General features: G+C 31.4%; 12 protein-coding genes and 1 pseudogene. 10 read left to right on the top strand and 3 right to left on the bottom strand.

Translation table 11 applies throughout. The annotated features are described in order from the left end of the window. On the top strand, positions 1-713 hold a 713-nt coding region (locus tag ABWP20_RS17130; RefSeq protein WP_353097474.1), incomplete at its 5' end, for an ABC transporter ATP-binding protein. 398 nt (positions 714-1,111) lie between these two features. Here the strand turns inward: ABWP20_RS17130 and ABWP20_RS17125 are convergent. Together ABWP20_RS17125 and ABWP20_RS18520 are read right to left on the bottom strand one after the other, a co-directional pair. Then, positions 1,112-1,672 carry a hypothetical protein gene (locus ABWP20_RS17125; protein WP_353097472.1) on the bottom strand — a complete coding sequence of 187 codons (561 nt, stop codon included), beginning with the start codon at positions 1,670-1,672 and terminating at the stop codon, positions 1,112-1,114. Positions 1,673-1,759: 87 nt separating this feature from the next. Further along, a pseudogene (locus ABWP20_RS18520) lies at positions 1,760-1,837 on the bottom strand (hypothetical protein); the annotation flags it as partial. Positions 1,838-2,844: 1,007 nt separating this feature from the next. Between ABWP20_RS18520 and ABWP20_RS17115 the strand changes: the two are divergent. Further along, entirely contained in the window at positions 2,845-3,582 is a 738-nt protein-coding gene (locus ABWP20_RS17115) for a hypothetical protein (RefSeq protein WP_353097470.1), read from the top strand. A 365-nt stretch (positions 3,583-3,947) separates the two neighbouring features. On the opposite strand, the gene ABWP20_RS17110 is transcribed toward ABWP20_RS17115, so the two are convergent. Then, positions 3,948-4,676 carry a hypothetical protein gene (locus ABWP20_RS17110; protein ID WP_353097469.1) on the bottom strand — a complete coding sequence of 243 codons (729 nt, stop codon included), beginning with the start codon at positions 4,674-4,676 and terminating at the stop codon, positions 3,948-3,950. Positions 4,677-5,730: 1,054 nt separating this feature from the next. Here ABWP20_RS17110 and ABWP20_RS17105 point away from each other — a divergent pair. The 8 genes from ABWP20_RS17105 to ABWP20_RS17070 all read left to right on the top strand — a co-directional run. Further along, positions 5,731-6,135, top strand: coding sequence for a hypothetical protein (locus ABWP20_RS17105; RefSeq protein ID WP_353097468.1), 405 nt, complete (start codon positions 5,731-5,733; stop codon positions 6,133-6,135). A 387-nt stretch (positions 6,136-6,522) separates the two neighbouring features. Beyond that, a complete protein-coding gene (locus ABWP20_RS17100; RefSeq protein WP_353097467.1) occupies positions 6,523-7,137 on the top strand; it encodes a protein kinase family protein in 615 nt (204 codons plus the stop codon). Between the two features lie 77 nt (positions 7,138-7,214). Beyond that, positions 7,215-7,772, top strand: a complete 558-nt coding sequence (locus ABWP20_RS17095; protein ID WP_353097465.1) for a DUF3795 domain-containing protein — start codon at positions 7,215-7,217, stop codon at positions 7,770-7,772. A 316-nt stretch (positions 7,773-8,088) separates the two neighbouring features. Further along, a complete protein-coding gene (locus tag ABWP20_RS17090) occupies positions 8,089-8,448 on the top strand; it encodes a helix-turn-helix transcriptional regulator (RefSeq protein WP_353097464.1) in 360 nt (119 codons plus the stop codon). 32 nt (positions 8,449-8,480) lie between these two features. Then, positions 8,481-9,356, top strand: a complete 876-nt coding sequence (locus ABWP20_RS17085; RefSeq protein ID WP_353097463.1) for a methionyl aminopeptidase — start codon at positions 8,481-8,483, stop codon at positions 9,354-9,356. A gap of 657 nt (positions 9,357-10,013) precedes the next feature. Then, positions 10,014-10,199 carry a hypothetical protein gene (locus ABWP20_RS17080; protein ID WP_353097462.1) on the top strand — a complete coding sequence of 62 codons (186 nt, stop codon included), beginning with the start codon at positions 10,014-10,016 and terminating at the stop codon, positions 10,197-10,199. 225 nt (positions 10,200-10,424) lie between these two features. Further along, positions 10,425-10,829: a hypothetical protein gene (locus tag ABWP20_RS17075; RefSeq protein ID WP_353097461.1), complete on the top strand. Its 405-nt coding sequence runs from the start codon at positions 10,425-10,427 to the stop codon at positions 10,827-10,829. 588 nt (positions 10,830-11,417) lie between these two features. Then, on the top strand, positions 11,418-12,760 hold a 1,343-nt coding region (locus ABWP20_RS17070), incomplete at its 3' end, for a peptide ABC transporter substrate-binding protein (RefSeq protein ID WP_353097460.1).

Raw genomic sequence — 12,760 nt, 5'->3', positions numbered from 1 at the left:
GTTCCAATGGTTCTGGAAAGTCTACTATTCTTAAAACTATGTCCCGATTAATTGCCCCTACCGAAGGCGTAGTATGTTTAGGGGGAAAGTCAATTCATAGTATGCCAACTAAGTTGGTGGCACAAAACCTGGCTCTTCTCCCTCAAGGAGCGCAACCCCCCTCTGGTATTACTGTGGCTGACTTGGTAGAGTATGGAAGATTTCCATACCGAAGTAAGATGTCAGGGATTAGCTTAGAAGATAAGGAAATTATTAAATGGGCGCTAGCTTGTACAAACATGAAAGAGTTTGCTGATAGGGAGATGGATCAACTTTCAGGGGGACAGAGACAGCGCGGCTGGATTGCCATGGCATTGGCACAGAAAACTAATATTCTATTTCTTGACGAGCCGACTACTTATCTGGATATTTCTCATCAATTGGAAACATTGCAACTATTACGACAATTGAACATAGAGCATGGAGTCACTATTGTTATGGTTCTCCATGATTTAAATCATGCCATAATGTTCTCTGATTATCTTATAGCTGTTAAGGAGGGGAAAGTACATAGTACCGGTTCCCCAGAATATGTAATTGTACCTCAAACCCTTCGAGAGGTTTTTGATGTAGAGGCAGAGGTGATTCGCCACCCTATTCTAGATGTACCGGTATGTCTTCCCTATGGTGTAGGCGGACAAGTATTAGATAAAAGAAAGGAGACAAAAATTTAGTGAATACCTATAAGAGATTATTTAAATATGTTCCAGAAAAAGATGAATGCTGAAAGCGTTGAATATGTTAGAGATATTTAGATAAGATAGGTGAAATTAATTGTCACAAAACTAAAGGGTTCATCGTTGTAATAATAGAGAATACTGCTATTGATTTTTATGGTAAATGAAAACACGAAGATAGTATATCTTATGAAGAAGTGGAAATTTATATAGAAGAATCAACATTAAAGCTTCCTATAAATTACTCTACTGTATTTTGTACGGGCACATAACTATCCTGTCGCCATAACAAGTTTTTTTTATTACCATTGTTATGGCGGCAAGTGTGTACTTACTTAATGTTCTATTTGATTTCTTCATTAGTGTCTGTATAGTGGATAGGAAGTCAATTTTATTTACTTCCTCACTGGTCTGATATACTTAAAAAAACGTTCAGGATTAAAATAAAAGTAAATTATTCTACCGGGGGAAGTATCAAAGCAGTAACCAGTGCCTGTAAAATCAAAAGTTGACATTGCCTTTTCAATCTTTTCCTCCACACTACGATTTTCCTGCTCATAATCGAATGGTCCATGTTCAAAAACAATATACTCAGCCTCGGGAATATCAATCATAAGCATTTGTGGTGGTACTTCGCCTTTATAATCAAAAGGAAGTCGTACACCATAACACTCTGTACGTGGAATACCCCAATCGCAGAGTCTGCCCTCCGGGTCATTAATATACGCCATAATCTGACCGCTGTCGGCGTTAGATTCGCTCCCACCATCGTCATCCAATTTGCCCTTGATGCTATCGAGTAAGCCACAAATTGTTTCGCAGTCCTGTCCCGGAATAAGATTTTGCTTTTGCCAAAAATCCCAATACCCATTACTCTCATAGTTTTTAATGTGCAAAAATTTGTGTGCGGGAATGGTTACAAAATAAATTTTAACATCATCTGTAGATTTCATCATCCCAATCTCTCCCAATCCTAAAAAGTAGCGGTCGAAAGGGTTTATTTTTGTACGAAGAACGACAGGCTTAGGCTTTTTTCGATATTCACTTGGAGTTACACCATATGTTCCCTTAAAAGCTCTGGTAAAAGCTTCATGTGATGAAAAACCATAATCAAAAGCAATATCTAAAAGTTTTTTTCACTATCCCGAACCTCTTTTAGTGCAAAGGCTAATTTTCTATGCCGCAGATAATCCCTAAATTGCATACCCGATATTTCTTTGAATTTTCTCGTTGTATAAAATTCGGAATAACCCAACCTACGAGAAAGAAAGCGTAGTGTTAAAGCCTCGCCATTATAATTTTTAATACATTTGTCAATTTCATCAACGATTATTTGAATTTGTTTATGCCACTCGTACATTCGTCTATTCACCTCTTTTCAATCACCCTATATTTATTATAAAGGAATAGAGAGATCACTGCTTGATTTTACTTGCTGTTATTTCATTTTCCTCTTTTAAGTTCTATATCTTTTGGTTTTTCTGCACCTTTAGGTATCACCTATGCTCGACCAAATTTTTCAATACCCTCAATGCGGTTTTTTCACATAATTTTTGTATCCGTAGTTCTGATATGCTCCATTTTTCGGAGATAGCTTTTACAGAAATGTAATCCATATCAATTATCATACTTTCGCTAAAACGATATACATCCAGTATATACAGAATAGCGAATAATCGCAAATTTATACCCAAGAAATACAAAAAAATACTACATAATATAAAATCTAATTTCGTTCTCATATAGTCACCTGAAATATAAAATGTAATGTATCAAGATGAAAGAAAACTCGATTTCAAGCCTTTTGGAAAAGCGATTAAAAAGGCATGAGGAACAGAGATTTATAAGTAAGCGTATCTTTGATGGCATTTATTTGAATAGGAGCGTGGAATTTGGATTTTTCAACAATATATTCTTTAATCATTTTGTAAGTAGTTCACGGTTTTGGCTTGTATGCCTCTACCATTTGAGCTATATTATTAAGAGTAAGCCTATTATGAATAGTGTCGATATAATCTAATGGTATCATTCCATCACCATTATCAATTTAATAGATTAAAATGTAGGTAATATTTGAGTCGCACAGTTCTACAAAGATCTAGGATTTATGTTTATTGGGGGGATATGAATGAAGTGTAGATATTTTTATTATACTATATGTGATTTTGAAAAAAACGAAGTATTTTCTTGTGGGGCGACATTTTTAGATTTTATGGAATTCATAAAGATTAGGCCAAACAACATTCTTTTATTAAAGGCTTCATTTGGAGATGGAAAATACAATAGAAATATTGGATTTGATTATGTAGATTCAGAGAACATGGAAGAGTTGATAAATGATGATGTCTATAGTTATGGTGATTTTATTTGGGTAGATTATGATGATGTTAATATAATAAATAATATGAGTAGTCTAGAGTTAGCGGAACTTCTATATATTGGATATACTTTTAAGCCATTAGATGAGCCTTTTATGAATTGGCTAAATAATAAATATATATACTTAGCACATGATGATGATTATTGGACTAAAATATATATGGAAAATATCAAGGATTATAAGTCTGTTATGCATGGTAAAATTTTAGATGCACTTAAAGGAAGAAAAAAACATATAGAACCATTACCAGATGATATTATTGATTATATTTTCAAACATTCCCAATATGGGATTTTATTTGATTTTGAAAATATTACTTTTTACAATGGGAAAACAGGCGTAAAGATAAGTAAACTTGGAAAAAACTATAATTATGATAAAATTTTTGATGTGTTTAAAAGAAAAGAATACTTTACTAATATTTCGATATATCTAGAATATAATAGCCGTAATAAAAAATGGAGCATGTCTAGGGAATGGAAATGATATAAAGAATTTTACATCATTAACTAGTTTGTAATAAGAAAGGATAAATTAATTTTTTGATTATGCCATTTGATTATAATTACTAGGGTATTAATGAAAATGAAAGAAAAACCATATCTAAGTATAGAAGAGGCTATTTCACTACTAACCTTATCAAGTACAAATGTATGGGTAGGGAAACGATTCGTGTAAAAACTGAAATAGGATAAAAATGTGGCTTAGATATGAAAATTACATATTTGCCACATTTTATTCTTATAAAAGATTAATATCTATAGTATAACTTCCGAAGCAATTTATGCACTATTTAACACGGAGCTAGAGACGATAAAATTTCTACTATAAATAAACCTTCGTAGATAACATCATTCTATGATGACATATCCTCCATCTTCAAAATCAATATTTATGACTCCTACTTGTGTACCGTTATTATAAATCAAACTATTACCCTGTTTTGTAAAACCATTTGCAATATTTCCAGAGGAAGCAAAGTTTGATATGTTAATGTCGCAGTTCTTGTACCCATCATTGGAACGCAATTCTAAATAACTGTCTGGGGCGGTTGCATTTAATTTTCCTGTAAAACCCGTTGGAATGGTGTAGAATATAGAGGATGATTCTATATTAGCATTGATATTTCTGCTGTTTTGAAATACCCCATTGAAATAAGCAGTTGCCTGTTCAATCTGTATATTAATATCACCGTAGGTAATCATCGGAATATATAAGACAGCAGCAGGATATTTTGAATAATTTCCAATATAGGATATGTGTATTTTCAAGTCTACATTTTCATTTGAAATATCAACGTTATAAAGGGTACCTCCATAATTGACTGTGAGTTCATTGTCTGTTGTTGAAACAAGTTCTACAGCAGCATTATTGTCAATTGTTATATCAACATTTGGATTATCAATCTGTGTAATAATATCCGATTTTTTCGTATTTACTGGTATGTTATCTGGTGCATGGGTGCTGTTTGTTCCTTTCTGTATAGGGGAAGTCCCTACATAAGTAGCTCCGAATAAAAATAGGAGTATAAATGCCATTGACAGGCAGGCTGTTATTTTTGATTGCTTTTTGTAAGACATAATTGCACCTAACCTTTCGCTTAACAATTTTTTGCTTATGGAAACAATAGAATTTTTATAACTACTTTCTGCTTTTATTGCATCTAGTAGGGTATTTTCATAATCCCGACTATAAGTGCACATCGTATTATTTAAACATATGATAACGTGATATACATTTAATGTCAATGAATTAATTATGAACAACTTTAAGGTTTTAGTCAAACCATAAAAGCAACAAGAAAAGTAAAGGGAATATGGAGAAACCAGAATATTTGACCATAAAATATAGTGGCTTGAGGACAAATATGGGTTAAAAATCAGTGGAAAAATGGAGTAATAGCTTGATGGGTTGGTAGAGGAATTATATAATGTACATAAGGTAAAAAATATGAAATAAGGATTATTTATATAATATTCTTTGAGATTAATATCCAAAAACTATCACCAAGGGCTTTAGTAATCTGCCATGGACCTTTTGAGAATAGGGATACTTTATCACAAGGAATAGTAGGTAACTCATTGGTATTGCACTTGGATAATGGAGGTATTACTGAGATGATTAAGGAAAAGATATAACTAAATACTAGAAATAAGTTGATAGGTAAAATTTATAAGAAGTATAGGGGTGAAAAACTCTGATTACTAGATATAGAAAGGTGGAGATATATTTTGATATCAATGTCTTGACGGATTCATCCAACATCACGGCATGGAAATGAAATAGCAAAAATTTTGTTGAATTTGGGTGTAGCTTAAGAGAAAATTAATATTCAAAGCAGTAATTTAAATAAAATTAGTACTGAAGTAAAACAAAATAGTAAGCTAATTGCTGCAACAATGAAGGAAATGGTTGCTGATGCTGATTAATTTCCTAATTCTGCACATTCATGAAATATATCCTTAAATTTTGATATTGCAGGATAGGATTGTAAATATTTCTCACCGATCCTCTGATACATATAAAAAAGGGGATAGAAGAAAACTGGTCAAGTGGCAAAGGAAATTTATAATTTGCTTAGTACGCCTTTGGTGGAGAATACGTACTAAGCAAATCAGGATAGGAGATTGTTAAATGAATGATATTGATTATGAAGAGCTTATTGAAAAATTTAGCGATTATAAAGCCGGAAATATGTCTTTAAAAGAAAAAATGGATTTTCTCAATGGTGTACATACGGAGAAAGTGGCAATTTTTGATGAAGAGGGAAATGATATGGATACTCTTCAAGACTTTTGGGGCATAGAAGATGATTTCTTGAATAATCCTCAGCTATTTTCGCTTAATGATATTATATCGTTTATAAATATGTTAGATGATTGGTGTTTTGAACCTTCGTGGATGGAGCAAGTTGTAGATATTATTGTAAATATAGCATGTTTTTATAAAATAAACGGAATTGTGTTTTTACTTTCAAATCTAAAGAATGTCCCGGAAAAAGGACGGCTATTCGGACAGTTTAGAGTTATGCAGAGATGATATTATGAATTTAAAGAGCCGGATATAAAAGCTAAGATAACATTAACTGGGCGGAACTGGGTATGTAGTGGATATAGACTAGCATATTTAGTTGGCAACTATCTGACTTCTGGTGTCTATCAATATTTAAAGAGAGACGAATTAAAACTGAATGAAACAGTTGAAGGAACGATAACCTCTTTATAAAAACAAGGCTTGAGTGGCAGAATTATTGAAAAAATACCTTGACGCCAAGGGGGACCAGGCTCGATGGTCATCAGAATTGCAGTAATAAGGCATGTGGAAACGGTTTGTCTGCTGTCAAAGGGAATTCAGTAAATTAAAAGTTTCAAGAAGAAATCTTACTGTATTATAAACATAATGAAGTAAAAGAGGGGTAAGGTTATAATGATAAATCATTTATTTAATTTTGAGATTAAAGATTGGGAAACTTGGAGAACAGTGTACTGCTCAAAAGAAGAGTTTACACCACTAATAAAAGAAATATTTAAAAATGAAGGATTGGATTTTAAAACACTTGAGAATTGTAAGTCAGGTACCAATGGTGTTTTCCGGATAGGAAAATACATTGCAAAGGTATTTGTTCCATTAGAATCTGGTTATAACAGTATGCCTGACTATAAAGCAGAACTTTTTGCTATGGAAAGGGCAAATGCAATTGGTGTCTCTGTTCCACGACTAATTGCAAAAGGGCAGATACAAGACAGATACCTTTTCCGATATATTATTATGGATTTTGTAGAAGGACATACTTTAGGTGATATCAAAGGTACTTTGAGCAGAAAACAGAAGATTGATATTGGAAAACAACTTCGCAATATTGTGCAGGCTTGGGCAACAACATGCAATAATTTTAATGGAATTGACGTTATTGTAAGAACATTGAAGAGTAAGCGGTGGCAAGATGCACCAATAGAAATAAGGGAAGATCAGAAAAGTGCTGCTTTTGAGCCTCAAAAAACAGCAAAATATAGATTATATAGTAATTATCATAAAAAGTGAAGGATATTAAGATAGCGAATAAATGAATTTTTTTCTCCAAAATGAGGAGAACTTATATCCATGTAAGGGGGATAAGTATGAAAAACTTTCAAAGGAAAGATTTAATGTTTTCGTTATGTGGCTTAAACTGCGAACTCTGTACTATGAAATTGGATAATTACTGTCCTGGTTGTGGTGGAGGTGCAGGCAATCAAGGCTGTTCTATTGCTAGGTGCAGCTTACAGTACGGAGACATTGAATACTGTTATCTATGCAATGAATATCCTTGCGAAAAATACAAAGACATAGATGAATTTGACTCTTTTATTACCCATCGCAATCAGCTTAAAGATATGAAAAAGGCACAGAAAATAGGTATAGAACAATATAATTCTGAATTAATAGAAAAAGCTGAGATACTAAAACACTTACTTGCAAACTATAACGATGGACGTCGAAAAAGCTTTTTTGGTATAGCTGTAAGCCTTTTAGATTTGCATGATTTGAAAAATATTATAGAACAAATTAATTCTAAGACTGCATATGAAAATTTAACGCTAAAAGAAAGGGCAAGTATTGCAGTAACAATTTTTCAAACTGTTGCAGAATCAAAAAATATTGTTTTAAAGCTTAATAAAAAGCATGCAAAGAAGTAATATATTTCGGTAAAAAATAAATACCAATTTTATTAATAATTAAATAGGCTAAGTCTTGGTTAACTTAAACGACCTACAGGCTTAGTTTTTTTATGCCTAGAAATAAAGATAAAAGAAAGATGAAATTATCAAGATTATTTATATATGGTATGGGGTTATAGAAACCTGAACAGATGATGATGTGGGAGCTTTTACATAGTCATGGATTCTTGATGACTTACTGAATAGTGGATGATATAATATTATAAAAATTGAAACTGCAATCAAGTTTTGAAATATAATAGAAAGTATAATATAACGGCGGGGAGTGAGCAGATTGTCTATTAAAACAATTGAAAATATGGTAAATTGGGTTGAAGAGAATTTAGAAGAATATCCAACTTTAGAAGAAATGTCCAATTTTGTAGGATATTCACCTTGTTATTGCTCTACTAAGTTTCACGAATATGTCGGTGTTTCATTCAAAGATTACATTCAGAAGCGGCAACTAAGTATGGCAGCGGTGGCGTTACAGAAAACGAATTATCGAATTATTGACATTGCTATACAATATGGGTTTTCATCACATGAAGCATTTACAAGGGCTTTTGTGCGTGTTTATGGTTATACACCATTTCAATATCGTAAATTGTTACCAGAAATCTTAATTTTTGATAAAGCTCAAATAGACTTTTGAACACCCCGCAGTAAATAGAAGGAGTGTTTTTAATGTTAAAAAAAGTTGGACGAAATGATTTATGTTGGTGTGGAAGCGGAATTAAGTATAAAAAATGTCATGAGTCTTTTGATGAAAAGCTAGCATGGTACAAAACCCAAGGTTGTATTATTCCGCCCAAAAAAATCATAAAAAATCCAGAACATATTATTGGAATTAGAAAAAGTGGAGAAATCAATATAGCAGTTTTAGATTTCATATCTGAACAGCTTCATATAGGAATGTCAACAGAACAAATTGATCTTTTGATTTATGAAAAAACTGTGGACTTAGGTGGAATCCCAGCGACACTAAATTTTGAAGGCTTTCCTAAAAGTGTGTGTACATCAATCAATGACCAAGTATGTCATGGCATACCATCAAATGATGTTTTACTAAAGGATGGAGATATTATAAACATTGATGTTTCTACAATATATAATGGATTTTTTTCGGATTCATCAAGAATGTTTTGTATCGGAAATGTAAGTTCTGAAAAAAAGAAATTGGTAAATGTGGCTAAGGAATGTATTGAATTAGGATTAGCACAAATAAAGCCGTGGGCCTTTTTAGGCGATATGGGACAAGCTGTGCATGAACATGCTATGAGTAATGGATATACCGTTGTACGTGAAATAGGCGGACACGGTATTGGCTTACAATTTCATGAAGAACCGTGGATAAGCTATGTTTCGAAAAAAGGAACAGAAATGCTTTTAGTCCCAGGTATGATATTTACTATTGAGCCAATGGTTAACATGGGAACTGATAAAGTTTTTGTAGATGATAATGATGGTTGGACAGTTTATACGGCGGATGGAATGCCATCAGCCCAATGGGAAGTTATGGTTTTAGTTACTAATGATGGATATGAGATATTAGCCTATTAGCGATATCAAATTAGAGATATATTTAAGAAAAAAAGAGAACATAACAGAATAAAGAAAATAGCCTTATGAGTAATCAAACGATTGCTCTTCTCTTTTACCCAAAAGTCAGAAAGGAGTCTGTAATGTACAAAACCATATTTACCTCTGACCATAATGGCAGTAATGTATTTTGTGATTGGAATGCTGATTGCATTCATGACTTAGGGCTCCGTTTGGCTAGACCTATCTTATAGCACTTTTGCAGCGAAGAATAGCTAAATTATAAGAAGAAAAGTTAAGATAAATGAGTTAGAATTAAGGACATGAAAGTAACCACAATATATAGTTATTGAAAGGTTAAAATTTAGGTTGGAAGTCGGTGAAAACACGCCGTTTTTTGACCCTTTAAAATAGGTGAAAATATATATGACATAGGATAATTTGAGTGATGATAAGGTAGAAATGAGAAAATAGAAAAAACAGATGAAATAGTAGTTTGATGAATTGATATAGAGTTATATAATAAAGATAAATGGAATGATGTGAATCAAATATTAATATAAAATGAAAAAGTAAAAATTAGGAAACGGTATCCTAAAATTGGGTTACATGCGAGCAATATATTTACATCTCTTGGATAATGTGTATTATAGAATAAATGAAAAGGAGAGTTTAACAGTGGAAAAGATAATATGGGTAAAGAGTAATGGAAAGATGATAGGTGCAAAAGAAGATGATGGTTTAGAAATTGTAAACAGATATTTGGAAGAGGGATGGAAAGTTAAACATATATCAGCATGTGCAGTAGGTGATAGTATAAATTCGGGTCAAGCATATATCGTTATTGAGAAAAATGATAATTAATATGCAAGAAATTTTCAAATTCAAAATAGATGAGTTAGATTGATTTTACAGTTGTAATTAACCAAGGGGTATGGACATCTACGATGTTTTTATTGTCACTTCAAGACATATAGAGTGTATGGTAAGACTATTTACAGCATCTACAATTTATTCTAAGTTGCATTAATATTGTAAAAGTAATTATATATTATTATAAATAATTATCAATTGGAAAGGATTTTTAAAATGAAAAAATTATTAAGGATGTACTCGTATTTAATACAGCCAACTATATATAAGATTATATTAAGGGTATTTTTAGGAGTTACTTTTTCATTACTTTGGAATCATTTTATAAATAAGAATAAAATTCATATAATGGTTGAGAAATCATTCTTTTTTGTAGGAACTGTTCTATTAACTATGGCATGGTTTAACTATTTAAAGTTAGATGGAATTAGTATAACAAGGAAAGGTAACAAGGGAAAAGATAAGTCTGGACGTCAATCAAAGAATATAATTGATTTTTTAGAAGAAGAAGTTACAAATGATGAGCTTGAAGAAGATGATGAATTACTATCAGCAATAATAGCTAATATTTTAACAGGGATTTGTTTTTTAACTCCTTCAATAATCGCAATATATTTATAAATAATTTTGGGTTTTTAAAATATAAAATATTAAAATATAGAGATTAGGTCTATCTATTTTTTTATAGTATAAGAATATTATATAAAGTTTAGCAATTAAAATATAAATTAATCTGCTGTGCTAGTTAAAATTTACAAATATAAAAACCTCAGCAATTATGTTAACCTATCATTAATATAGACAAAGAAATTTAGGATACCGACATAAATCGATTAGAATTGTAGAGAGCATTCTTGTTCTTGTATATAAGTTTGGTAAAGCATATTTTTATAAACTTTTGAGGTATGGGTATTGTGCTCCTGAAAAAGAAAGTTATTATGGATTTAAATTATATATCCTTCTTTTCATAATTAGCTGAACAACTAAATATCTATAAGGCTCTAACCAATCTAGATATAGGAGTATTAAGCTGTTTAAAATCTAATTGACAATATAAATTGTTTTTGATAAAATAATTTCATAAGCATAATCAAAATTCAGAATATTACCAATAGGATTTAATTTTGAAATAATAAATTTTATGTCAAAATTATGATAAAACAAACAATTATATTTTGTTATTTTTTATCAAAAAAAGGGGGAAATATTATGAAAAAGAGCAATTTTAAGTTATTATCATTAATTCTAGTATTAGTTTTAGTGCTTAGTGCTTGTAGCGGTGGAGATTCAAAGACTAATGGTAGTAATACCGTTGATAACAATGGAGGGGTAAAAACAGCTGAGACTATTAAGGATTTAGTTATACCTAAGTTGCAAGTTAGAGAACTAGAAACATTTAATATTCTATATTGCCAAAGGGCTGAGGACTCTGAAAACTTAACTAATTTATTTGACCCATTGTTAGAAGTGGATACATATGGGGAATTGGTTCCAGGAATAGCAGAAGAATGGAATACAGAAGATGGAGGATTAACTTGGACATTTAAAATTCGTGATGGGGTTAAATGGGTTGATATGAATGGTAAAGAAAAGGCAGATCTTACAGCAGAAGACTTTGCAACAGGACTTGAATGGGTTCTTAATTTCCATAAAAACGATTCATCAAATACATCAATGCCAATTGAAATGATAAAAGGCGCTGAAGAGTATTATGAGTGGACAAAAACTCTTTCAGCAGAAGAAGCAAAAACTTTAACAGCAGAATCAGGTTCAAAGTTTCGTGAAATAGTTGGACTAGAAATAGACGGTAACAAATTAGTTTATAAATGTATAACAGAAAAGCCATATTTTGATACAGTAGCAACTTATAATTGTTTATATCCATTGTCGCAAAAAATGGTTGATGAACTAGGTGGAGTAGAAAATGTTAAGGCTATGAACAATGAAGACATGTGGTATAGTGGTGCTTATACAATGACACAATATATTCAAAACAATGAAAAAGTGTTCACTAAAAATCCATTATATTGGGATAAGGAAGCAGAGCTATTTGATACAGTAACTATAAAGATGGTAGAGTCTTTAGACGTAGAATATCAATTATATCAATCAGGAGAAATTGACTATGTTCAATTAACAGAAAGTCAAGTGAATACAATAAGTAAAGATGAAAACCATGAATTCTATAAATATTTAGTACCAGATGTACTATCTAAGCACTCATATCAGTTCCATTTTAACTTTAATAAGAACAAAGAAGATGGAACACCTGATACAAATTGGAATACAGCAATTGCAAATAAAGCATTTAGACAAAGTTGGTACTATGGATTAAATTTAGAAAATTATTATAAGAGACAAAATGCCTTAGATCCATATATAGGAGAGAATAATTTCTATACTATGAAGGGTTTAGTATATACTTCAGATGGTACAGAATATACAGAATTAGTTAGAGAAGAAATGGGTTTACCAAAACTTAATGGAGAAAAAATGGTAAGATTAAATGAAACAAAAGCAGCAGAGTTGAAGAAACAAGCTATGGAAGAATT

Source organism: Tissierella praeacuta (genome assembly GCF_040396155.1).
Lineage (GTDB): Bacteria > Bacillota > Clostridia > Tissierellales > Tissierellaceae > Tissierella > Tissierella praeacuta_A.
This window is presented reverse-complemented; position numbering and strand designations above follow the sequence as displayed.